A 21,572-nucleotide genomic window follows, 5' to 3' on the forward strand; every position below is an offset into this window, starting at 1 on the left:
AACAATTTAAAACTATCTATATAGCAATATGAATTTCACACCCTCCGGAATAAATCACATTACCATTCGCGTAAATCGAATTGACGCTTCTAAAGAATTTTATGGAGATATCCTTGGCCTGGAATTGGTTAAAACCATGGGACAGAGCATGGCCGTTTACAAGATAGGGGAAGAAGATACCCTGGTGATTGTTGAAGCTGAGACAAGCTATGATCCCACCTCAAGAGATTTCCGGGTCGACCATTTTGGGTTTTATGTGGATTCTCCGAAACAGGTAGACGAGCTGGCTAAATACTTTCGTGAAAAGGAAGTAACGATCATGAGCGGGCCGGCTAACCGAAAGAAAGGCAGGTTTTTGTTTATAGGTGATCCTGATGGAAATATGATTGAATTCTTCTATGAAGAAAAAGAATGACATAGAAAAAAAGCTTGACCAGAAAGAATTCGAGAATGAATTGGATCGTGATCTGAGCCATCAATACAATAAGATTGGCACACGGGAAAAGTTTCTTGAGGATAAGAATCCGTACGTGATCGGTGCGATCAATTTTTTTGGGACGCTGTTCTTTACGGTTGGATTTTATCTTGCGGTCAAACTGTTATTTTTGAGGTTTGCAATGGAATTTTTGGCTAATGTTTATGCAATTCTGGATCCCTTGGTTTATGGTATTTCATTGATTTTAGCGATCGTTGCAGTCATCAAAAAACAATCTCCATTAGATACCTTTTTAAATAGATTTTTTTGAATAAAACCATGCCTAAGAAACAGATTTCCGGTGAAGCCTCTTTCGAGATTGGTGTGCCGTTTAAATTAAAGGAGATCGGTTCGAGAAAAGTTGAGAAACCACTCATTATTTATCTTCACGGGTACAATCAAAACATCCGCTATTTTGAAAAGAAGATGAAGCCGATGATGGACTTGGAGGCTTATCATTTATTTATTCAGGGGCCTTATCCGGTTTATGATTCATCCCGCCAAAAAGAATTTTCAAAATGGGGCAGGGCTTGGTATGTGTACGACGGAAGCCAATCTCTTTTTTTGGAATCCCTGGAAAAAGCGTCTTCTTTCCTCGAGAAAGTCATTGACCAAGTTAGAGCAGAAGCCGATGTAAGCAGAGTTTGCGTTTTTGGTTATTCTATGGGAGGGTACCTTGCCGGTTATTTTGCTCTTTCCAGAAGTACTATGGCAGATGAGGTTATTGTGGCAGGCGGACGTATAAAAATTGAAGTTTTTGACGGTAAAAGAGATCAAGCCAAACATTTGAATGTGTTGGCAGTACATGGAAAAAACGATACCAGTGTTTATCCTGATCCGCAGCGGGAATGTATTGAGGTTTTAGCCTCAGAGGGCTTTAATGCCAGTTTTAAATTAGTAAATGAGAGACATGAACTTACCGATGCATATTTAATAGAAAGTAAAAAGTGGCTGAATAATTTTGGGTATGTTGAATCATGAAAAATTAAGTTATACTTTTGACTCTAATGTTTGTTAAGTTATTTTAATCCCGATAAGGTTTCGCAGTACCTTAATCACAATTCTACAAACAAAGCTATTATTTAAACCGGCACAGGACATGAATATACTTGTTATTGAAGATGACCCCTCAGTACGTACTTTAGTTAAGGCCGTACTGGAACACAATGGCAATTCCGTTTCTACCGCTGATAATGCTACCGATGGGGAAGCAAATGCAGTTAAAGACGATTATGATATGATCGTTTTGGATTTAGGCCTGCCGGATGGAGATGGATACGAAGTTTGCAAAAATATTCGCGATAAGAATGTGTCTACCCCGGTGCTGATTCTTTCAGGAGAGCAGGAAACCGATGTAAAAGTGAAATGTTTGAAAGTGGGTGCAGATGATTATCTCACCAAGCCTTTCAATACAGAGGAGCTCATTGCAAGAATGGATGCGATCAAGCGACGTTCTGAATCATCCGGGGAACAGCAATTGCTTTGTGGAGAATTAAAAGTGGACTTGTTGAGAAGAGAGTTTTCGGTGAATGGGGAAAAAACTCAGTTAACGAATAATGAGTTTAACCTGTTGGTTTATTTTATGAAGAACAAGAACCGGGTAATCTCTCAGGAAGAGCTTGCTGAAAAGGTATGGGATATCCATTTTGATACGCAAACAAATTATATCAATGTATATATAAGTTATTTGCGTAAGAAGATCCGTGAACATACCGATGTTGATTATATCGAAACCATCAGGAAAAAAGGATTCTTATTCCGCTGTGAATAACCGTCATTAATTACTATTTGGCCTCGTGCATCGTTAAGCTGTACGAGGCTTTTTTATTTTATGGATATTGATAAAAGAAAAGAACTGATCAGCTATTTGCGGGAGTTTGCAACTGAATCTCGGTGGGAGAAAATTGTATCTACGGCCCAACAAAGAACCCGCCATTTAACAGTAATTGTTGAGGATATCTATCAGCCCCATAATGCCAGCGCGGTGCTTCGAAGCTGTGATGGGTTTGGTATTCAGGATGTGCATATCATTGAAAATCAAAACAAGTTTGAGGCATCGAATCAGGTTACAATTGGTGCAGATCAGTGGTTGACTATTCATCGGTACAACAAGCCTGGCACAGATAACACTGAACGTTGCTTTTCAAGGTTGAAGGAAAATGGATATCGCATCATTGCCACTACACCCCATAAAGATGATACGAACCTTAATGAGCTTGATATCACTAAAAAAACAGCTTTGGTTTTTGGTTCTGAAATTGATGGAATCAGTGAAAAGGCTGTTGAATTGGCCGATGGTTTCATGAAAATACCGATGTATGGCTTTAGTGAAAGCTTTAATATCTCGGTAAGTGCGGCCGTTTGTTTATATAATCTCACCCGCAGGTTGCGTGCTGCCGATATCCCCTGGAAGCTCTCCAAAAATGAGATCGAAGAATTAACCCTTGAATGGCTGAGGCAATCCATCAGAGCCGGAGAAAAGCTTGAGAAGGCTTTCTTAAAAGGGGAGGGAAGCTGATTTACTGCTTACCTTGGAATTCTCTGCTCAATATCTGCCGCGGCATAAGCGAATACAGCCATAGTTGCCACACACTCATTGAAATCTTCTTTATCCAGTTTGTCCATAGTGTCTGCAGCTGTGTGGTGATACCAGAAATAGCGGGATCCATCTACAACTAATCCCATTCCGGGTACACCTTCGCGCATAAGGGGACCAATGTCAGCACCTCCACCGCCTTTGGTCACTTCACCCGAATCAATAGGCTTGAGCAATGTTCCGATCTCGGTTAGTATTTGAAACGCCTCTTCACTTCCGGTAAAGCCAAACCCTAAAGGATCGAATACACCGGCATCAGATTCCATGGCTAAAATGTGATCATCCAACGACTGTTCTTCCTCTTTCACCCATCGGTGATATTCATTACCGCCCTGAATTCCCACTTCCTCACTTGTCCAAAGTACAACGCGAATGGTTCGTTTAGGTTTGATTCCCATTTCGTTCATAATTCGAACTGCTTCCCAGGCTGCGATGGAACCACCTCCGTCATCCATAACTCCTTGTCCCACATCCCAGGAGTCGATATGGCCGCCTAATACCACTATTTCTTCCGGATGCTCCGTGCCTTTGATCTCCGCAATTATATTTCTGGATTCGGTATCCGGAAAGGTTTCGGCATTCATCTGCAAATGAATTTTGATTGACTCACCCCGGTCATATAACCGTTGAATCAACATGGCGTCTTCTACCGTGATAGCCGCATGAGGAATTTTTTTTACATCATCCTCATAGTACATCACTCCGGTGTGAGGAGTTTGCATTGAATATGGCCCAACGGACCGAATCAGGCTCGCCACCGCACCGTGTTTAGCAGCTTCAATGGCTCCGTTCGTGCGGTACTGAACGGTTCTTCCATAAGAAGTGAATTCTGCATTAAACAGAACGATCTTTCCTTCAACCCGATCTTTTACCTTCTCCAACTCTTCAAAGCTTTTAACCACAATTACTTCCGCTGTAATTCCTTCTTTTGGAGTGGCTACACTTCCACCAAGTCCCAACATGGGCAAATTCTTTTTTCTGGGTGAAATAAGGGTGGCTGACTCTTCATTTCTCACCCAATGAGGAACCATCACCGGTTGAGTCCAAACTTTATCAAACCCATCTTGCTCCATAGTTTCGACGATCCAGTCAATGGATTTTTCGAGGCTTTCACTTCCGCTAAAACGATGGCCGAATGTGTCTGCCATGTAGGTAAGCCGGTTCCATGCAACATCACTTTCCATGGCCATTGTGATGATCTTTTGTGCGTTTTCTTTATTGGTCTCATTTAAGACAGATTGTGATCTTAAGGATCCGTTCACAAGGAAGAGAAGAACCATAATCAATGGAAAAGCAGACTTCATATGTATCTATTTGGATTAAAAGTTGGAAGGGAAAGAAAAAGAAAACCGTGGATTGATGCTATAAAAAAAGCCACTCAAAAAGTGGCTTTAAGAATTTAGTCAAGAGAGTTTTTATTGGTCTCTGAGATCTCTTTAAAGAGTGCATATTCTTCCGGGGAGGTATCAGCAAAAAGGTAATAGATAGGATCTACAGGTTGGCCTTTGTAGTGTACTTCGTAGTGTAGGTGAGGGCCTTCCGATAAACCGGAATCACCGGCCATGGCGATTTGTTGTCCACGAGATACTTTAGCTCCTTTTTTAATACCCTTGGCAAAACCGGAGAGATGTGCATATAAGGTCTCATAACCAAAACCATGATCAACGATGACAATAAGACCAAGTGTACTTTGGCGGCCGGCATATTTGATCACACCGTCGCCGGTGGTTAGCACGGCATCACCTATATCGGCTCGAAAATCCAGCCCGTTGTGTGGCCTTGGATACTTAAGGATAGGATGATTTCTCATTCCAAAGCCACTAAGCAGGATACCGGCAGTTGGCTTTATGGCAGGGATGTTACTCATCCGTTCTTTGTTATTATTATACTGCTGTTTGATCTCCTCAAAACTCAGTTTCTGAATACCTATTTTTCGTTCAAGGTTATCAATTTTGGAAGCCGTCCATTTCAGTAGTTCTGTGGTAGGTTCATTGTATACATCAAATTCACTGTAAGGATCTGTTCCACCTATACCGGCCTGACGTTCTTCATAAGAGATCTTCTCCATTCCCAACACAGAACGGTATACCTCATTATCTTTTTCGGCTATTTCCTTGATCTGATCGTCCAGAGCGATCAATGAACTCTTGGTTTCCTCAAGCTGAGAATACAGCACGTCATTTTCAGCCTTCAAGGCTAATTCGGCAGGTGTACCAATGTAGGTGGATAGGAGGATGATGCCGATTCCGGTTAAAACCACGCCGGAAAGGATCCATATAGATAAGTTATAAACGACTTGTTCAATGCGATTGTACTCGATGGGTACAAATTCGCAGTTCTTTTCATCGTAGTAGTAATGATTCTTAATAGACATATACTAACCTTATTGAAAAACTTGTCAAAGATAGTAAGCTGAGCTTCACATTCAAAGAGGAGCAGAAAACTCTAATGTTACAAATTATTCGATGTCGCCTTCAAAATATTCGATGGCACGTCTGGGGGTCATATCATTATTTCCCTTTGCCTTTGCTCCAATACTCGATTTAATACGCTCCTGAAAAGCTTTGGCAGGATCATATCCGTAGTGTTTGAGGAGATAGTTCATTGCGATCACTTCGGCTATAACAGTAATGTTTTTTCCGGGGGTAATGGGCAGGTGAATAAGTGGGATGTCGAGTCCTAAAATGTTTACAGAATCGTTGTTTAGCCCGGTACGCTCCACTTCGCGGGTTTCATCCCAAAGGGTGAGCTCGAGTACTACTTCCAGTCGTTTTTGATACCGAATGGATCGAATCCCAAACATAGACATAACATCGACGATACCCAGCCCGCGAATTTCCATGAAGTGTTTGCTCATTTCAGTTGCAGACGACATCAATACATTATTCTTTTTTGTGAGCATCACTACATCATCTGCAACCAAACGATGTCCTCGTTCAACCAGATCTAAAGCCACTTCACTTTTTCCAATACCTGATTTTCCTGCAACGAGGATGCCGATCCCGTAGACGTCCATCATGGAACCGTGAACCATGGTTTGTATGGCAAACTGATCTTCCATGAAATCACGCAAAAGATACATGAAGCGGGTGGTTTCGAGTGGGGTCGAGTAAACAGGGATCCCTGAATCCTTGGCAATTTCAAGTAAATATTTTGGAAGTTGATTGCTGGCGGTCAAAAAGATAACAGGTATTTTGAACTGAGCAATATTCCGAAATGCTTCCTTTTGCTTGTCTTCGCCCATATGCTCCAGGAATTGGGTCTCTGTATTTCCGATTACTTGTATGCGTTGATAAGTAAAAAGATCAATATAACCTGCAAGAGCCAATCCCGGCCGATGCAAGTCTGCTTCGACAATATAACGGTCGCCACTGCAATTTTCGGCTGCACACGACTCAATTTTGATGTTCACACGTTCCCTTAGTTTTTCCACCAGGTATTCAACGGTGATCTTTTCTTTTCTTGGGATTGGCTCTTGAGGTTTAAAAGGCATTCTTGATCAGTTAATAGATTTAATTAGTGGCGTTCATTTTTTCTTTATAGCGTTTCAGTTGCCTGCTTACAACTTCAATAGCGTTATGGACGGCCTGTTCGTAGGAAGTTGCCGATTCTTTTGCCGTAAGAACTTTGCGAGGCACTTTTACCACCAATTCTGCCTGTTGAGGAGCATCATCGTCAGGGGTGGGTTCTAAAATTATATCACACATCACGATACGGTCATAAAACTGTTCGAGCTTTTCGACGCTGTCCCGGCAGTATTGTTGAAGATCTGCGCTTGCTTCAAAATGGCGTGCTGTGAATGTAGTTTTCATTATGATACTCCTTAATCTTAATGATTTAGTTAATTAATAATTTATGTTTTAGCTCGTGGATGGGCTTGCTCATACACGTTTTTTAGCCGTTCAATGCTGGTGTGTGTGTAAACCTGCGTTGCGGCAAGGTTGGCATGGCCCAAAAATTCTTTGATCACCCGTATGTCGGCTCCATTGTCTAACATATGTGTGGCAAAACTGTGCCTCAACACGTGTGGACTTTTCTGTGTAACCTCACTGGTTTGTTTTAAATATTTTTCTACCATATAACGTACAGCACGGTCATATATCCGTTGTCCGCCGGCTGCGATGAATAACGCTTTTTTGGCGTCCTTATCTGTTCGTTCTCCATATAATTCGGTTCTCCTTGTTAAAAAATCTTTCAAAATGGATACGACGGTTTTTCCGAGGGGAATGATACGTTGTTTATTTCCCTTCCCATTAACAATTACTTGATTCTGGCGAAGGTTTACGTCTGTTTTATTTAGCCCGGTTAACTCACTTAAACGCATTCCTGTTCCATAGAATAATTCCAGAATAGCCCGATCTTGTAAACCTTGGATAGTGTCAGTTTCTACAGCTTCCATCATGCGTTCGATATCCTGTACGGTGGCGGTTTTTGGGAGTGTTTTTTCTGTTTTAGGGACCACCAGCAGATGTGCCGGGTTCTTGTCGATATAGCCTCTTTTAAAACAGTATTTAAAAAATGAACGAAGCGCTGCTACTTTTCTTGCAATGGAACTTTTGGCTAAGTTTTGTTCCGACAGCTCTCCCAGCCATAGCCGGATACTCAATCGGCTGATGCCTGAAACGTCAACTTTGTCGACTTCTTTGTTTTCAATGGAAGCCGTAAATGCTAAAAAAGATTCAAGATCATTTCGGTAGGAGGTAATGGTATGCCTGGAAGCATTGCGTTCTATAGACAGATATTTCAGGTATTTTTCGATCAATGCTTTCATGCCACAAATATGTCTATCAATCCGCAAAAAAGAAAACGAATAATAGTGAAGTTGAAATGAATTTTACTCACACATCACGTCCTTTCCAGGAAGTTTTTTTTCCGGTATAGTGATCCCAAATGCATCGTATTCCAAGTACTTCATACCATAGAATCGTAAACGGCTGGAGCATACTCATAAGGGGGTTCCATTTGAATTTAAGATCGAGCAGCCAGCGCTGAATCAAAAATATACCTATGAGGACTCCTGCAAAAACCTTCTGTTGGGGTGAGCCGAATGCAAGAATTACAAAGGGAATCACAAACACGATGAATTGCATGGCCGCCATGAAAAGAAAAAGAGGGAGATTCCGGCCAAATCCGACAAAGAAATTCTTACGTAGCCCTTCAAATATTTCAGTATGACTTTGATACATTCTGCAGTTCACTGTACCAACTCCGTCAAACATGGCAATCGTTAACCCGCTTCGTTTTACTTGTTTTGCCAGCTCTACATCTTCTACGATCTCTTCTCTCACTGAAGTATGTCCTCCGATCTTATCATATGCAGCTCGGTTAAAAGCAATGAACTGTCCACAAGCAGCTGCAAAAGCAGGCCCCATTTTTTGCCGGAGATTATTCGGCAGCCACCTGGGATTTTGTTCTACATACTTAGCAGGCAGAAGAGTATACAATCCGTAGTAGATCATAGGAATGATAAGCTTCTCCCAAAAAGTAAGTACCTGTTGTTTAGGCCAAACAGTGATTGCATCTGAATTCTTTAAAGCATTGACAGCCTTATGAATAGCGTTATCTTCAAGCCAAACATCTGCGTCAATGAATATCAGATACTCTCCCTTGGCCCGTTGACTAAGCTGATGACACGCCCAGGGTTTTCCAAGCCAGCTGTCGGGTTTTGGTTTACCGGATATGGTATGTACATTCTTAACAATACTTGACAATTCTTCCAAAATTGATGCGGTTCTGTCGGTTGAATTATCATCTAATACCAAAACTTCAAAATTAGGATAAGTTTGTTTGAGGGCAGAGGTTACACACCGTTCTATGACCGTTTCCTCATTTCGTGCAGGAATGCAAATGCTAACTAAAGGGGCTGTTTTTGGGTCGGCAGCAGGTACTTGTTGTTGGGATAATGAACGGAATTCAAACCAGTTTCTGGTAAATACGATGAGGGTAAACAGGATGTAACTGGCGCCTATGTAAAGAAGTATTTCCATTGAACGAATAAAGAGTCGTTAGGTGTTGGACATCAACAGGTTAAAAAATAGCATATGAATATATCTACAGATTTTAAGGCGCATTCTCCGGCCGAAAAATTATCGGGAGAAGGTTATGAGTGGTGGTACTTTGATGGACAAAGCCATGATAGCGAGTATCATTTTGTGATTATTTTTTATCATTCTAATCCATTCTCAGTCAATAATATAAAAGAATTATCTAATGGAAAGTTTAAAAATCCTGCTCCGGCCATTAGTGTATCTTTGTACCGTAAATCAAAACCCGTGTATTATAGTTTCCTTGAATACGAGGAATCTTCATTTCATTGGGATGAGCAGGAAATGGAGCTTCGGGTGGGGGATGATCTTTTTAATTACAGGCCCAAGGAGCAGAAATTACTCGTAAACCTCAGGCTGGATCAGAAATTAGATTCAGGACATTTTATCAAAGGGAGTTTAAAAGCGGAGGGAAGCTGGCCGAATCCGCAATTGATTCATTCAGAGAATGATGACCGGCACGCGTGGAACCTCATAATGCCTCGCATGGATTGGGAGGTTGATATTGAAACAGGGCTTCATGAAGATCATAAAGTCGTTCAGTTCAAAGGAATTGGGTATCACGATCATAATGTTGGTCAGGAACCTATGAAAGATAGTTTTAAGGATTGGTATTGGGGGAGGTATCATTTTGAGGAGTTTACGCTGGTCTATTACCTGATGAATAAACATCAGGAAGAACAAATGGAGGCCTGGTTGATAGATCATGATAATAAAACCGTATTGGAATATTTCACGGATCAAAAGCTGTCGTACTTTAGCAGAAATGTCTTCGGTTTACATTCAGCCAAAAAAATTGAACTAAATTCTAATCAAGCATCTGTTAATATTCAGTATAGAAATAAAATCGACAATGGACCTTTTTATGAGCGATTTCAGGGTAATGCAATTTTAAGGTATAACGACGAAGTTATTGCAGCTCAAGGAATTTCAGAGTATATATATCCTGAAAATATCTATAATTCATTGTTCTGGCCACTCGTGAATATGAGGCTAAGATACATGTATAAGGATGCTCATTGGGTGCAAAAATCATCCCTTATGTACCCATGGACGTGGTAAAATGCCGAAAAAGCTAAAACTGGGGAGTGAAGTTCTGATCGTCGAAGCCGGCTGTTTCTCTCACCGATAACAGTATACTGTTAAGTTCTTTCGAAAGTAAATTGGATATTTCATTCTTGCTCAATGAGTTATCTAATTTGATATTATTTCCAATTGAGATGTGTAATTCAGCCTTACTGCTGCGAATAAAATGAGCGTAAAGGCCAATGGGTACAAAATCGACGTCGTTTAAATTTTGATAGAGCCAAGCCAACCCTTGCTTGAATTCCGGAACTTTTTCGGAAGCGGGAGTGATCTTTCCTTCTGGGTAAATAAACAAAGAAGCCCTCTCTCTGTCCATAGATTGAACTGCATATCTTAAAGAACGTATCGCCGACTTCGGGTTGTTCAGATTTATAGAAAAGGCTCCGATCTTACTGAAAAAAGAGTACTGCCACATCTGTTGATCTTCCATCAGGGCGCGTGCATTTTGTTTGAAAAAATGTCGGTTTAGAAAAAGAGGTATAAGCCCGTCCCACCACATATTGTGGTTGAGAAAGTAAACGGTTTTGGAGTCGGCTTTTGGTTTATAGGATTGCTTCACCCAAACTTGCTTAAAACGTCTCTTCAAAGACCATTCGGTATAACGTTCAAAGAACCAAATAAAAAAACGGGATTCGTCTGCAGGTATAAATTCCAATGTGATCTGTTTTTTTGTGGAGATGTACAGGTATTGACCCTTATCTTTTAATCTATGAAAAAGCACAGAGGAAAACCCATCGTTCAGATCAGCGACCCGAATATTGAGAAGTATGCCTTGGAGGCAACAACACCCGAATCAGAAAACATAAAAGAGCTGATCGCATCTTCAGACAATGAGCTGGAATACATCGATATGTTAAGCGGGAACCTGGTTGGGCAGCTATTGAAAATGCTGATCAGGATTTCAGGGGCAAAACGTGTACTTGAAATCGGGACCTTCACCGGATATTCTGCAATCATGATGGCTGAGGCTTTACCGGATGATGGGGAGATAATTACAATAGAAATGAACCTGCGGTACCAGGAACTCGCTGAAAAGCATTTTAAGAAGTATGATCAGGAGCAGAGAATAACACTCATCAAAGGGAATGCCCGGCAGGAGATCCCTAAAATTCCGGGTACATTCGATTTGGTTTTCTTGGATGCAGACAAACTCGGTTATTCTGAATATTATAAAATGTGTGTTGATAAAATGAGATCAAATGGAATTCTGGTAGCCGATAATGTACTTTGGGATGGAACTGTTTTACGGCCTGAAGATGATAAATCCCATGCACTGGATGCATTTAATAAGATGGTAGCACAAGATGAGCAGGTGGAACAGGTATTGTTGCCGGTAAGAGACGGTGTAAACCTGATCCGCAAAAAATAAGGAAGCGAATTATTGGTTATTTTTACAACGAAGTCTAACAAATCAAGGAAAAGAGACATGAAGTTTTCGATAGTTTGGATCGCAGTTGGAATGTTAATATTTACAGGTGTTTCGTGTTCACAATTTTTAGGAGGTAACGATGGGCCTCCGGTTGAAATGGAAGAACTCGCAGAAGATGCCTATTCAAATTATCCTGAAGAAGGTCCCATCACCAAAACAATCCGTTCACAGGCTCAACTTGATGATGAATGGAAAAAACTACATGAAGGCCAAAAACCTATTCCTGAAGTTCCAAAGGTAGATTTTAATAGCAGAGTGCTAATTCTGGTTTTACAGGATACCAAGCCTACCGGTGGTTATGGCTTTGGTGAGTTCAGGATCAATTCCACTCAGCAAAATGTGGTGGTGACCTTTGCTGAAAAACATCCCGGTGAAAATTGCATGACGACCCAGGCTTTAACCCGTCCGTACAAATTAGTAGCTATTCCATTTACCGAGAAGGAAGTCATCTTCAACCAAAAGGCTCCAAAAGTGCACAATTGCCAACAATAGATTTAGTCATCTTTCTTACCGTTTGATAGCCTTTGTTAGGGTAATGTTTTATCATTCATTAAATAACCACAATTTATTGGGGATTAAATGAAAGTAAAACTGTTTTTGGGATTAGTACTCTTTGCCTTGCTTCTGCCTCAAAAATTGCAAGCTCAGCAAGCAGATTCATCGCTTTACCGGATAGAGATGAAAGACGGAAATGTGTACATAGGAACCATAATTTCCGAAAATGATGAAGCGATCTTATTTCGATCTCGCAATATTGGTGATATTGAGTTAAAGAAGATCAACATAAAACACAGAGAGAAAATAGACCCAAGCCGATTAAAAAATGGCGAGTATTGGTTTGAAAATCCACATGCTACGCGCTATTTATTTGGCACTAACGGGTTAAGCCTGAAAAAAGGAGAGGGATATTACCAGAACGCATGGATCTTCTTTAATAACCTAAATTATGGGATGTCTGAGAATGTTTCTGTTGGGGCAGGTTTTGTGCCGGTATTTTTGTTTGGCGTGAATTCACTTCCTGTTTGGATCATGCCCAAAGTATCCATTCCATTGAGAACTGAAAATTTGCATGTAGCAGTAGGCGGTCTTTTCGGTGGTGTAATAGGAGTTGATGATGGATTTGGTTTGGGAATAGCTTATGGTGTGGTTAGCTATGGAAATTCGGACAGCAACGTTACGTTGGGCATGGGATTAGGATATGCGGGAGGAGATTGGGGTAAAAACCCGATCTTTACATTGAGTGGAATGCACCGCATTAAGAATAAACTCTACCTGATCTCAGAAAACTATTTTGTTTTTGTTGATGACGAAAGCGGTGGTATGCTTTCTCTTGCGTTGAGATGGGCTCCTCAAAACTTTGCAGTCGATTTCGGATTGTTCCGTCCAACCGGTGTGGGTGGAAGTTTTATTGGCGCACCCTGGCTTGGAGTAAGTATCCCGTTCTAAAGAGACCAATTTCCTGTTCATTCAAAAGACGGATTTTTGGTAGATTCCTTTCAAAAAAAGAACAAAGGTTTGTCTTCACAAAGAATATTGATCATCGGGAAGGTGTGGCCTGAACCGGATTCTTCGGCCGCTGGCTCGAGGATGATGCAGCTTATACATTGCTTCAGAGCTCAAAATTGGGAAATCATTTTTGCAACTTCCGCTTCTAAAAGTGGATTTGAAGCCGATCTTAAAGAGTATGATGTCCGCGAACAAAACATCAGGCTTAATGACTCTTCTTTCGATGATTTTGTCCGGGAGGTTGAGCCGGATGTGGTTTTATTTGATCGTTTCATGACCGAAGAGCAATTTGGCTGGAGAGTTTCTGAGGCATGTCCCAATGCCCTTCGAATGCTTGATACGGAAGATCTTCATTGCCTTAGAGCGGCCCGGTATCAATCCTGGAAACAAGGCAGGGAAATAGATGCCCGGGATATTGAGGTTGCCAAAAGGGAAATCGCAAGCATTCTTCGTTGCGACTTATCGTTGATCATTTCTTCCTTTGAAATGGAGCTTCTCAATGACACTTTTAAGGTGAATGATTCTTTACTCGTGCACTTGCCATTTATGTTAGATTCGATTAGTAAAGACATTACCGATAAATGGCTTTCTTTTCCTGAACGAAAACACTTTCTGTCCATTGGTAATTTTCTGCATGAGCCAAATTGGAATGCTGTTCTGTACCTGAAAGAAGAAATCTGGCCTTTGATACGAGCTCAACTTCCAGAGGCAGAACTACATATTTATGGAGCGTATCCATCCCAAAAAGTACAGCAATTGCATAATGAAGGACAAGGTTTTTGGGTAAAGGGAAGGGCTCAGATTGCTAAAGATGTTGTTGGGAAAGCCCGTATTTTGCTGGCTCCGCTTCGCTTTGGAGCAGGACTAAAAGGCAAGCTCATCGAAGCCATGCAGTGTGGAACGCCCTCTGTAACTACGAGTATCGGAGCAGAGGCCATGCACGGAAATTTACCCTGGCCCGGTGCTATCGAAGACGATCCCGGGAAGTTTGCCAAAGCTGCGGTTGAACTTTATCGGGAGGAAAGAGAATGGCTGGAAGTTCAACAGGCCGGAATCCCGATCATAAATTCACTGTATGATAATGAGACATTGTGTAAACGGCTGGTCCAAAAAATAACGGAGTTAACATTGAATTTAGAAGACCACCGAAAACAAAATTTTATAGGACAGATCCTGCATCATCACACCGCAGCGAGTACCAAATTCATGGGAAAGTGGATCGAGGCGAAGAATAAGCGATTAATTGATTGATGAAGTATTTTTTAAATAAATCATCAATACAATTCATACTCCAGTAATCGCGCATCAATGGTAGAATTATAAAATTCGATGCGCTGATTGGTTCTCAGTCCGATCTTTTTAGCCAGATCAAAATTTCCGGTGAAAACGTAGCCCCACCAACCGGTTGCTTCCTGTTTAAAATAATCGCCAATGCCTTCGTAAGTGGGCTCCAATTCCTTTTCATTGCCCAGGCGATCGCCATAAGGAGGATTCAGCATGATCACTCCGGTTTGTTCGTTGGGAATTTCAGTTTCGCTAAAATCGCACTTCTTGGTCTCTATCAAATGTTCCAAGCCGGCCGTACGCGCATTTTTTCGGGTGGCATTCACGGCCCTCACATCATGATCAGTAGCTATGATTCTACCTTCAAAATCCTTGTTAGCTTTGTTTTTCAGATCTGATCTTAGATCACCCCAGCGTTCTTCGTCAAAGCCCAAAATATGCTTAATGCCATAATTAGGACGTAACAAGCCCGGCGCTTTGTTCAACGCCTGAAGGGCAGCTTCAATGGCAATGGTGCCACTTCCGCACATAGGATTCACAAAATGTTGACCCGGTTTCCATTTACTGGCCAGGATAAGTGAAGCTGCAAGGGTTTCCTGCATGGGCGCAGTATGATTTTCCGTTCGGTACCCGCGACGAGAAATAGATTCCCCGGAAGTATCCAAATAGATCTGAGCCCGGTCATTTTTCCAGAATACGAATATCACGGTTTTATTTAGATTAGGACCTGAATCGGGCCGGGTGCCGGTTTTGCTGCGAATTCGGTCCACAATGGCATCCTTTACTTTCATGTTTGCGAACTGCGTGTTCGTCACCGTTTTATTTTTGATGAACGAGGTTACACTCACATAACCGTGCTTGTCGATATAATCTTCCCAAGGAATTTTTTTAAGCTCATCATAAAGCTGATCGGCATTCTTGGGCCTGCAATCCTTCAACCGAAAGTGTACCCGGTGAGCTGTTCGCAATGATAGATTCAAGAGCATGCAGTCGTTAAGAGAACCTGTGGTTTCTATGCCTGCATATCGAACTTTTAAAATCGGAAACCCAAGATCTTCCAGTTCTTTTTTCAGGAACGGAGTGATCCGCTTGGGGCAAGTGATGGAAATAGTGCTTTTTTGGGAAAAATCAGCCATGGGGTTTGTAATAGTTTACCAAGAGTTGTCATCCTGAGCGTACAAAAAGTTAAATAGGGTTGGTTGCATTGCGCGAAGGATCTCAAAAGTAAAATTAGCAGGTAGTTTAGACTTTGAGATCCCCTGTGTTAAATCTCATGAACCTTTCCTGAATGAGATGCACTCGGGATGACAAATAAGGAGATATAATTTCAACATATAAAAAATGGAGTTCTTCTCACGAAGAACTCCATTCAATTCATTCAAAAATGAATCAGTTTACGATCTCGATCAATTCGATATCGAATGTCAGGTCTTTGCCGGCAAGAGGATGATTGGCATCAATAATGATGTTTTCATCTTCCACTTTGGTTACCTGAACAGGTACGGGCTGGCCGTTAGGCTGATTGAGTTGCAACTGCATTCCAACCTGGGGCTCAATATCTTCAGGCAGTTGAGATCGTTCTACGGTTACTTCAAGATCTTCGCGGCGTTCTCCATATGCATCGGCAGAAGCAATGCTGGTAGTTGTTTTATCGCCAACTTCCAACCCGATCACAGCATCTTCAAAACCGGGAATTAATTTTCCTTCTCCCAGTGTAACTTCCAATGGATCGCGCTCAACAGAGGAATCGAAAACTGATCCGTCTTCTAATTTTCCTGTGTAATGGACTTTTACGGTGTCACCGTTTTTAACTTTTGACAAAATATGTTTGTTTTAATTATGAATTTAAGTCTTTAAAGATACGTAATTTTAAGCACACTTCAGGATTGTAAACGCCTATCATTATGATTAACGATAACAAAGACATTCAGAAAATACTTAAACGCACCAAGACCATAGCCATGATCGGATGTTCGCCTGATGTGTATCGCACCAGTAATTATGCCTCAAAGTTTTTACGAAAAAGGGGCTATCGTGTCATCCCTGTTAATCCTACAGTAGAAGAAATTGACGGAGAAAAAAGTTTTGCCAGCTTGACTGACCTGCCGTCGGATGTCGAGATCGACATCGTCAATGTATTCCGGAATGCCGAATACTCGGCCGATGCTGTAAAAGATGTAGCAGCTTGGAAAGCTAAAACAGGGCAGCAACCGGTAGTATGGACTCAGCTTGATGTCTCATCAGCCGAGGCGGAACAGCTTGCCGAAGAGCATGGACTTCCGTATATCAAAAACCGCTGTATTATGGTGGAATACGATAGGTTGGTTGGATGATCTCAGAATTAGAGGATCCTTTATGGGAAGGTTGTTCTGCGTCGTAGAAATTCAATTATGTTGGGAAAAAAGAGTCCCATATCTCAAAATTTTACCAAATCACTCCAGCTCTTCGTATTCGTCAAACTCTTCTTTATCCAGTCGCTCGGCGATTTTTTCAGTAAGTTTTTTTTCAATGAAGATGGAGTCCTCGTCAGGGATCATGGTTTTAAAAGATTTGATCTTTCCATTCAATTTGAACTCAATTTCCAAAACTTCTTCTGAGAACCATGAATAGGAAAGAAAATTATCCCATTTGATAATGCGGTCTAACAAAACGATTCCCTTAGATCGAAATTCCGGCACCAAGCGAATCGTAAAACTGTAGGCCCCAACAGCCATAATGGATAAACCGGAAGTTACCCGGATAGGAGTGAGGGGGAGTTCGGAGAACAAGGAAGTACGTTGTATTCCAAATAAAATGATTCCTATGCCTACAATACTTGGGAAGATGTCAGTCCAAAAAGAACGGTTAATATAAATGATATCACCGGCTCCCTTTTTTTGCTGAAATTGTTGAACGGTTGCTCCGGTAAAAAAACCAAACGCAGATGCATAAGCATTAGCCATTACTGCCCCGGCTATGGCTTCCGGAAAATACCCCACTCTGTGCATCCATTGCAGAACCAGGAAAACGATCAAAACCCCGAGAAGGGTAATTGAGAATCGTCTTGGGGTGATATTATCGAGATAAAGCAGTCGTTTATAACCGCCCCAAAAACTAAGCGAGGAAACCACAATTGCTGATACAACTATCCAAAGCATTGGTTAATTTTGATTGAAAAGATTAGAACAAAAATAATTCAAATGGACGCATCTGTAAAGCCCACCGGCATTGAAGTTAGCAATAAAGATCAGGTTCTGGAAATCTCATGGCAAGATGGCCACACTTCCAGGTTCCCTCTCTACGGATTACGGAAAAACTGTCCTTGCGTAACATGCCGCGGAGGGCACGGGAGTATGGGAGATTTTGAACCGGAGGCTTTTTTTGAAGAAAACCCACCAAGGATAGAGGTCAGAAACATTGAGCAAGTTGGAAATCATGCCATCAAAATAACGTGGGGAGATGGGCATAATTCCGGAATGTACCAGTGGGAGACTTTACGTTGGCTGGATCCGGAAAATCATGTAGGATAAGGTGGTATTGAGGGTTGAGATAACTGAGGATTTTAATTTAGAATCTATCTAAATAAAATCGTAGTTTTGAATCAGTCTAAATTGTAAACCTTAATATCAAAACGATAACATGAAATCTTATCTATTTTCTTTTGTTGCGTTGGCATTGATTTTTGCATCTTGTTCGAATCAAGAAGAAGTCAATGTATACTCCGCACGTCACTATGATACTGATCAGGCTCTTTATTCTGACTTCACTGAACAAACGGGTATCAAAGTAAACTTGATCGAGGGCGGTTCTGATGAACTTATCGAAAGAGTAAAAAGTGAAGGGATAAATTCCCCGGCCGACATTCTCATTACCGTTGATGCCGGACGGCTTTGGAGAGCTGAAGAAGCTGATATCCTTCAACCGTTTGAATCTGAAACCCTTGCCGAGCGCATTCCTTCCTCTTTTCGTCACCCCGATGGACTTTGGGTAGGATTATCAAAACGGGTACGCGGACTGGTAGTAAATCCTGAAGCAGTCGAAAACTATGAAGATCTTACCTACGAAGACCTGGCTGACCCCCGCTTTGAAGGTCGGGTGTGTATCCGGTCTTCAAACAACATTTATAATCAGTCGCTGGTGGCTTCCATGATCGAGACGATCGGGGCTGAAGCAACAGAAGAATGGGCTAATGGATTAGTGAAAAATATGGCCCGTGAACCACAGGGTGGCGACCGTGATCAGATTCGAGGGGTAGCAGCCGGAGTTTGTGATGTAGCGGTAGCAAATCACTACTATCTTGCAGTTATGATCACCGGCGATGACGAAGCAGACAAAGAAGCTGCTTCCAAAGTTGAGTTCGTATTCCCGAATCAGGGAGTAGAAGAAAGAGGAGCTCATATTAATATTAGTGGAGCCGGCATCCTTAAGAACGCACCTAACAAAGAAAATGCAATCAAGTTTTTAGAATATCTGACTACTCCGGAAGCCCAGAAATATTTTATAAGCGGTAATAACGAATACCCGATTAATGAGAATGCCGATCTTGCTCCGGTTTTAGAAGAATTTGGTGAATTCAAGAGTGATGCAGTGAACGTTTCAGCGTTGGGTCGGAATAACCCCGAAGCCATCAAGATCATGGATCGTGCCGGCTGGAAATAGCTTACTTTCTTTTTGATTATTGATCATAATGATATTTAAAGGACATCAGGAACCTTCAGAAGACGGGTTTTGATGTCCTTTTTTTTATGCCCATTGATGATCTTTCTTTTATTTCATTGCTTCTGATCACAATTAATAAGCGAGGATAAAGGGAGTCCCTAAATTGAAAATTCAATGCTTTAATACTGCACAATTGTATGTACAAACCCTTATCTTTGGCGCTCACTCAACCTGTTATTTGGCATGATAAATCGACGAAAAGTAAGAGAATCTGTTTTAAAAGCCCTTTATGCACATCAATTGGGCAAAGACTCTACACAGCATGTGGTAGACACGCTTATCAAGAAGCAGGAATTTGCAGATGAGAAAGAGCTCCGGCGCTTTGCTGAAAAATTGTTTTTCCGGACGCTTGAACACACTGAAGAATTGGATGAGATCACTGCCAAACATATCAAAAACTGGGACATCAATCGTCTTGCGCTTATCGATAGGTTGGTATTGAAGATGGCTCTTTGTGAGTTTATCTATTTTGAAGAGATTCCAACCAAAGTCAGTATCAATGAAGCTATAGAGTTAGCAAAAAGGTATTCAACGGCAAAGTCGGGCCGGTTCATAAATGGAATCCTTGATGCTGCTTTATCTGACCTGGAAGATCAAGGAAAGATCCAGAAAAAAGGGCGTGGGCTTATCGAAAAAACACTGGGTAGTTAAGACCGATGTCTTCCAAAGCTGACATGATTGCTATAGGAGATATCCACGGGTGTAACAACACCTGCAAGTCTCTTTTACATCAGCTTGATGAAGAATATCACACCAAACCCACCTATGTTTTTTTGGGAGATTATACCGATCGGGGTCCTGATTCCAAAGATGTGGTCGATCAATTACTGGCTTTTGAAGAAGATCATGATTGTGTTTTTATTAGGGGAAATCATGATCAAATGTTGCTTGATGCCTATGAAAATGGCCATTGGGAGCTATGGATGGCTAACGGAGGCAGTACTACACTAAGAAATTATGATTCCAGTCCGGGACAATTCGATCTTCCCGAATCACATTATCGTTTTTTTTCTGAAACCAAATGGTATTGGGAAACTGAACACTTTTTTTTCGTTCACGCCGGACTTAATCCAAACAAAACGATCAGGGAAAATCTTGAAGATGAAAACGATCGGGAAGAACTGATCTGGCAACGATCTCACTTGCACGCCCAGACAACAAAATGGGAGAAAACAGTGGTTTTTGGCCATACACCGGTACTTGAACCTTTGGTGAGAGACGCCATGATTGGGATCGATACCGGCTGTGTGTACAACAGAGATGGGCTCGGTAAGCTGACTGCGGTGGTACTTCCGGAACAAAAATTTATTCAACAACAAAGTTTAGACGCTTAAACAACAAATTAATTATTCATGAGCTTAAGATGTGGAATCGTTGGCCTGCCCAACGTTGGAAAATCAACTTTATTCAATGCACTCAGTAATGCCGGCGCTGAATCGGCAAACTTCCCTTTCTGTACCATCGACCCCAACGTGGGCATGGTGCCGGTTCCCGATGAGCGGCTTTATAAGCTGGCTAAACTCGCTGAATCAAAGAGTATCATACCGGCAAGCATCGAGTTTGTAGACATTGCCGGTTTGGTAAAAGGTGCTTCCGAAGGAAAAGGAAAAGGAAATGCATTCTTATCTCATATACGTGAGGTAGACTTGATACTCCACGTGGTTCGCTGTTTTGATGATGATGATATCATTCATGTAGAAGGAAGCGTGGATCCCGAGAGAGATATTGCGATCATCGAAGAAGAACTCATTCTGAAAGACCTGGAAAGCGTGGAAAAGCGCGTTGAAAAATTGAAGAAAGAAGCCAAAGGCGGCGATAAGAAAATTGTGGCTCAGTTAGAGATCGTTCAGAAGCTGGCTGAACATTTAGGGGAAGGAAATTCGGCTCGTACATTTGAAGTTTCCGAAGATCAAAAAGAAGCGTACAAAGATCTTTTCCTGCTTTCCTCGAAGCCGGTTTTGTACGCGTGTAATGTGGGTGAATCGGATCTAGAAGAGGGTAATGAATATGTAGAAACGGTCAGGAAGATTGCATCGGTTCATGACGATGAAGTTGCCATGTTTTGCGCTAAGATCGAAGCTGAGATCGCTGAACTGGATGAAGACGAAAAAGAAATGTTTCTGGAAGAATTGGGTGTGGAAAGTGCCGGACTTGATCGCCTTATCAAGGCTGCGTTTAAGGAATTGGGGTTGATCACTTATTTCACGGCCGGGCCGAAAGAAGCGCGCGCGTGGACCATCAAAAAAGGAACCAAAGCACCACAGGCTGCCGGTGTCATTCACACCGATTTCGAGAAAGGATTTATTCGTGCTGAAACCATTGCGTATTCCGATTACGAAGAATTAGGATCCGAAAAAGCCGCTCGCGATGCCGGAAAAATGCGTCAGGAAGGCAAGGAATATGTAGTGAAAGATGGGGATGTATTGTTGTTCCGTTTCAACGTCTAACTATTGA

The 21,572-nt window shown here is 41.7% G+C and carries 26 protein-coding genes; 16 read left to right on the top strand and 10 right to left on the bottom strand.

The window, feature by feature from the left end; all coding sequences use genetic code 11:
• The first annotated feature begins 28 nt into the window (after positions 1-28).
• From B151_RS0102320 to B151_RS0102340, 5 genes are all read left to right on the top strand, one after another.
• Positions 29-415, top strand: a complete 387-nt coding sequence (locus B151_RS0102320; protein ID WP_020401982.1) for a VOC family protein — start codon at positions 29-31, stop codon at positions 413-415.
• On the top strand, positions 399-746 hold the full coding sequence (locus B151_RS0102325; protein ID WP_020401983.1) for a hypothetical protein: 348 nt from the start codon (positions 399-401) through the stop codon (positions 744-746). The genes B151_RS0102320 and B151_RS0102325 overlap by 17 nt, the downstream gene beginning before the upstream one ends.
• Positions 747-754: 8 nt before the next feature.
• Entirely contained in the window at positions 755-1,456 is a 702-nt protein-coding gene (locus B151_RS0102330; RefSeq protein ID WP_157470646.1) for an alpha/beta hydrolase, read from the top strand.
• 118 nt (positions 1,457-1,574) lie between these two features.
• Positions 1,575-2,246, top strand: a complete 672-nt coding sequence (locus B151_RS0102335) for a response regulator transcription factor (protein WP_020401985.1) — start codon at positions 1,575-1,577, stop codon at positions 2,244-2,246.
• A gap of 60 nt (positions 2,247-2,306) precedes the next feature.
• Positions 2,307-2,993 carry a TrmH family RNA methyltransferase gene (locus B151_RS0102340; protein WP_020401986.1) on the top strand — a complete coding sequence of 229 codons (687 nt, stop codon included), beginning with the start codon at positions 2,307-2,309 and terminating at the stop codon, positions 2,991-2,993.
• Between the two features lie 8 nt (positions 2,994-3,001).
• Here the strand turns inward: B151_RS0102340 and B151_RS0102345 are convergent, their stop codons facing one another.
• The 6 genes from B151_RS0102345 to B151_RS0102375 all read right to left on the bottom strand — a co-directional run bounded on the left by B151_RS0102345 (position 3,002) and on the right by B151_RS0102375 (position 9,058).
• Positions 3,002-4,375: a M28 family metallopeptidase gene (locus tag B151_RS0102345; RefSeq protein WP_020401987.1), complete on the bottom strand. Its 1,374-nt coding sequence runs from the start codon at positions 4,373-4,375 to the stop codon at positions 3,002-3,004.
• A 95-nt stretch (positions 4,376-4,470) separates the two neighbouring features.
• Positions 4,471-5,445, bottom strand: coding sequence for a M23 family metallopeptidase (locus B151_RS0102355; protein ID WP_020401989.1), 975 nt, complete (start codon positions 5,443-5,445; stop codon positions 4,471-4,473).
• Positions 5,446-5,529: 84 nt separating this feature from the next.
• Entirely contained in the window at positions 5,530-6,564 is a 1,035-nt protein-coding gene (gene hprK, locus B151_RS0102360; RefSeq protein ID WP_020401990.1) for an HPr(Ser) kinase/phosphatase, read from the bottom strand.
• A 19-nt stretch (positions 6,565-6,583) separates the two neighbouring features.
• Entirely contained in the window at positions 6,584-6,883 is a 300-nt protein-coding gene (gene hpf, locus B151_RS0102365) for a ribosome hibernation-promoting factor, HPF/YfiA family (RefSeq protein ID WP_020401991.1), read from the bottom strand.
• A 41-nt stretch (positions 6,884-6,924) separates the two neighbouring features.
• Complete coding sequence (gene xerC, locus B151_RS0102370; RefSeq protein ID WP_020401992.1) at positions 6,925-7,842, bottom strand: tyrosine recombinase XerC; 918 nt, start codon at positions 7,840-7,842, stop codon at positions 6,925-6,927.
• Positions 7,843-7,909: 67 nt separating this feature from the next.
• On the bottom strand, positions 7,910-9,058 hold the full coding sequence (locus B151_RS0102375) for a glycosyltransferase family 2 protein (RefSeq protein ID WP_020401993.1): 1,149 nt from the start codon (positions 9,056-9,058) through the stop codon (positions 7,910-7,912).
• A gap of 54 nt (positions 9,059-9,112) precedes the next feature.
• Here B151_RS0102375 and B151_RS0102380 point away from each other — a divergent pair, with 54 nt between their 5' ends.
• On the top strand, positions 9,113-10,177 hold the full coding sequence (locus tag B151_RS0102380; RefSeq protein ID WP_020401994.1) for a hypothetical protein: 1,065 nt from the start codon (positions 9,113-9,115) through the stop codon (positions 10,175-10,177).
• 13 nt (positions 10,178-10,190) lie between these two features.
• Here the strand turns inward: B151_RS0102380 and B151_RS0102385 are convergent, their stop codons facing one another.
• Complete coding sequence (locus B151_RS0102385; RefSeq protein WP_020401995.1) at positions 10,191-10,856, bottom strand: lysophospholipid acyltransferase family protein; 666 nt, start codon at positions 10,854-10,856, stop codon at positions 10,191-10,193.
• Positions 10,857-10,910: 54 nt separating this feature from the next.
• On the opposite strand from B151_RS0102385, the gene B151_RS0102390 reads away from it, so the two are divergent.
• The 4 genes from B151_RS0102390 to B151_RS0102405 all read left to right on the top strand — a co-directional run bounded on the left by B151_RS0102390 (position 10,911) and on the right by B151_RS0102405 (position 14,387).
• Positions 10,911-11,570 carry an O-methyltransferase gene (locus tag B151_RS0102390; protein WP_020401996.1) on the top strand — a complete coding sequence of 220 codons (660 nt, stop codon included), beginning with the start codon at positions 10,911-10,913 and terminating at the stop codon, positions 11,568-11,570.
• Between the two features lie 57 nt (positions 11,571-11,627).
• A complete protein-coding gene (locus tag B151_RS0102395; RefSeq protein WP_020401997.1) occupies positions 11,628-12,122 on the top strand; it encodes a protease complex subunit PrcB family protein in 495 nt (164 codons plus the stop codon).
• Between the two features lie 87 nt (positions 12,123-12,209).
• Positions 12,210-13,076, top strand: coding sequence for a hypothetical protein (locus B151_RS0102400; RefSeq protein WP_020401998.1), 867 nt, complete (start codon positions 12,210-12,212; stop codon positions 13,074-13,076).
• A gap of 69 nt (positions 13,077-13,145) precedes the next feature.
• Positions 13,146-14,387, top strand: a complete 1,242-nt coding sequence (locus B151_RS0102405; protein ID WP_040516507.1) for a glycosyltransferase — start codon at positions 13,146-13,148, stop codon at positions 14,385-14,387.
• Positions 14,388-14,410: 23 nt separating this feature from the next.
• Here the strand turns inward: B151_RS0102405 and B151_RS0102410 are convergent, their stop codons facing one another.
• Both B151_RS0102410 and B151_RS0102415 read right to left on the bottom strand, forming a co-directional pair.
• Positions 14,411-15,556 carry a THUMP domain-containing class I SAM-dependent RNA methyltransferase gene (locus B151_RS0102410; protein WP_020402000.1) on the bottom strand — a complete coding sequence of 382 codons (1,146 nt, stop codon included), beginning with the start codon at positions 15,554-15,556 and terminating at the stop codon, positions 14,411-14,413.
• 253 nt (positions 15,557-15,809) lie between these two features.
• Positions 15,810-16,241, bottom strand: coding sequence for an FKBP-type peptidyl-prolyl cis-trans isomerase (locus B151_RS0102415; RefSeq protein ID WP_020402001.1), 432 nt, complete (start codon positions 16,239-16,241; stop codon positions 15,810-15,812).
• 83 nt (positions 16,242-16,324) lie between these two features.
• Here B151_RS0102415 and B151_RS0102420 point away from each other — a divergent pair, with 83 nt between their 5' ends.
• On the top strand, positions 16,325-16,753 hold the full coding sequence (locus B151_RS0102420) for a CoA-binding protein (protein WP_020402002.1): 429 nt from the start codon (positions 16,325-16,327) through the stop codon (positions 16,751-16,753).
• Positions 16,754-16,852: 99 nt separating this feature from the next.
• Here B151_RS0102420 and B151_RS0102425 read toward each other — a convergent pair whose 3' ends face one another.
• Positions 16,853-17,557 carry a hypothetical protein gene (locus tag B151_RS0102425; RefSeq protein WP_020402003.1) on the bottom strand — a complete coding sequence of 235 codons (705 nt, stop codon included), beginning with the start codon at positions 17,555-17,557 and terminating at the stop codon, positions 16,853-16,855.
• 42 nt (positions 17,558-17,599) lie between these two features.
• On the opposite strand from B151_RS0102425, the gene B151_RS0102430 reads away from it, so the two are divergent.
• The 5 genes from B151_RS0102430 (at position 17,600) to ychF (ending at position 21,565) form a co-directional block, all read left to right on the top strand.
• Positions 17,600-17,929: a gamma-butyrobetaine hydroxylase-like domain-containing protein gene (locus tag B151_RS0102430; protein WP_020402004.1), complete on the top strand. Its 330-nt coding sequence runs from the start codon at positions 17,600-17,602 to the stop codon at positions 17,927-17,929.
• 109 nt (positions 17,930-18,038) lie between these two features.
• A complete protein-coding gene (locus B151_RS0102435; RefSeq protein WP_020402005.1) occupies positions 18,039-19,058 on the top strand; it encodes a Fe(3+) ABC transporter substrate-binding protein in 1,020 nt (339 codons plus the stop codon).
• A 243-nt stretch (positions 19,059-19,301) separates the two neighbouring features.
• Positions 19,302-19,769 (top strand): transcription antitermination factor NusB, encoded by a 468-nt coding sequence (gene nusB / locus B151_RS0102440; RefSeq protein ID WP_020402006.1) that lies wholly within the window; start codon positions 19,302-19,304, stop codon positions 19,767-19,769.
• Between the two features lie 5 nt (positions 19,770-19,774).
• Positions 19,775-20,452: a metallophosphoesterase family protein gene (locus B151_RS0102445; protein ID WP_020402007.1), complete on the top strand. Its 678-nt coding sequence runs from the start codon at positions 19,775-19,777 to the stop codon at positions 20,450-20,452.
• Between the two features lie 18 nt (positions 20,453-20,470).
• Positions 20,471-21,565, top strand: a complete 1,095-nt coding sequence (ychF, locus tag B151_RS0102450; RefSeq protein ID WP_020402008.1) for a redox-regulated ATPase YchF — start codon at positions 20,471-20,473, stop codon at positions 21,563-21,565.
• Positions 21,566-21,572 lie beyond the last annotated feature (7 nt).

It is taken from the genome of Gracilimonas tropica DSM 19535 (genome assembly GCF_000375425.1).
Lineage (GTDB): Bacteria > Bacteroidota > Rhodothermia > Balneolales > Balneolaceae > Gracilimonas > Gracilimonas tropica.

Excerpts from the sequence above, each read along its gene's own strand:
- B151_RS0102320 (WP_020401982.1), top strand. The coding sequence starts at position 29 with ATGAATTTCACACCCTCCGGAATAAATCACATTACCATTCGCGTAAAT.
- B151_RS0102325 (WP_020401983.1), top strand. The coding sequence starts at position 399 with ATGAAGAAAAAGAATGACATAGAAAAAAAGCTTGACCAGAAAGAATTC.
- B151_RS0102330 (WP_157470646.1), top strand. The coding sequence starts at position 755 with ATGCCTAAGAAACAGATTTCCGGTGAAGCCTCTTTCGAGATTGGTGTG.
- B151_RS0102335 (WP_020401985.1), top strand. The coding sequence starts at position 1,575 with ATGAATATACTTGTTATTGAAGATGACCCCTCAGTACGTACTTTAGTT.
- B151_RS0102340 (WP_020401986.1), top strand. The coding sequence starts at position 2,307 with ATGGATATTGATAAAAGAAAAGAACTGATCAGCTATTTGCGGGAGTTT.
- B151_RS0102345 (WP_020401987.1), bottom strand. The coding sequence starts at position 4,375 with ATGAAGTCTGCTTTTCCATTGATTATGGTTCTTCTCTTCCTTGTGAAC.
- B151_RS0102355 (WP_020401989.1), bottom strand. The coding sequence starts at position 5,445 with ATGTCTATTAAGAATCATTACTACTACGATGAAAAGAACTGCGAATTT.
- hprK (WP_020401990.1), bottom strand. The coding sequence starts at position 6,564 with ATGCCTTTTAAACCTCAAGAGCCAATCCCAAGAAAAGAAAAGATCACC.
- hpf (WP_020401991.1), bottom strand. The coding sequence starts at position 6,883 with ATGAAAACTACATTCACAGCACGCCATTTTGAAGCAAGCGCAGATCTT.
- xerC (WP_020401992.1), bottom strand. The coding sequence starts at position 7,842 with ATGAAAGCATTGATCGAAAAATACCTGAAATATCTGTCTATAGAACGC.
- B151_RS0102375 (WP_020401993.1), bottom strand. The coding sequence starts at position 9,058 with ATGGAAATACTTCTTTACATAGGCGCCAGTTACATCCTGTTTACCCTC.
- B151_RS0102380 (WP_020401994.1), top strand. The coding sequence starts at position 9,113 with ATGAATATATCTACAGATTTTAAGGCGCATTCTCCGGCCGAAAAATTA.
- B151_RS0102390 (WP_020401996.1), top strand. The coding sequence starts at position 10,911 with ATGAAAAAGCACAGAGGAAAACCCATCGTTCAGATCAGCGACCCGAAT.
- B151_RS0102395 (WP_020401997.1), top strand. The coding sequence starts at position 11,628 with ATGAAGTTTTCGATAGTTTGGATCGCAGTTGGAATGTTAATATTTACA.
- B151_RS0102400 (WP_020401998.1), top strand. The coding sequence starts at position 12,210 with ATGAAAGTAAAACTGTTTTTGGGATTAGTACTCTTTGCCTTGCTTCTG.
- B151_RS0102410 (WP_020402000.1), bottom strand. The coding sequence starts at position 15,556 with ATGGCTGATTTTTCCCAAAAAAGCACTATTTCCATCACTTGCCCCAAG.
- B151_RS0102420 (WP_020402002.1), top strand. The coding sequence starts at position 16,325 with ATGATTAACGATAACAAAGACATTCAGAAAATACTTAAACGCACCAAG.
- B151_RS0102425 (WP_020402003.1), bottom strand. The coding sequence starts at position 17,557 with ATGCTTTGGATAGTTGTATCAGCAATTGTGGTTTCCTCGCTTAGTTTT.
- B151_RS0102430 (WP_020402004.1), top strand. The coding sequence starts at position 17,600 with ATGGACGCATCTGTAAAGCCCACCGGCATTGAAGTTAGCAATAAAGAT.
- B151_RS0102435 (WP_020402005.1), top strand. The coding sequence starts at position 18,039 with ATGAAATCTTATCTATTTTCTTTTGTTGCGTTGGCATTGATTTTTGCA.
- nusB (WP_020402006.1), top strand. The coding sequence starts at position 19,302 with ATGATAAATCGACGAAAAGTAAGAGAATCTGTTTTAAAAGCCCTTTAT.
- B151_RS0102445 (WP_020402007.1), top strand. The coding sequence starts at position 19,775 with ATGTCTTCCAAAGCTGACATGATTGCTATAGGAGATATCCACGGGTGT.
- ychF (WP_020402008.1), top strand. The coding sequence starts at position 20,471 with ATGAGCTTAAGATGTGGAATCGTTGGCCTGCCCAACGTTGGAAAATCA.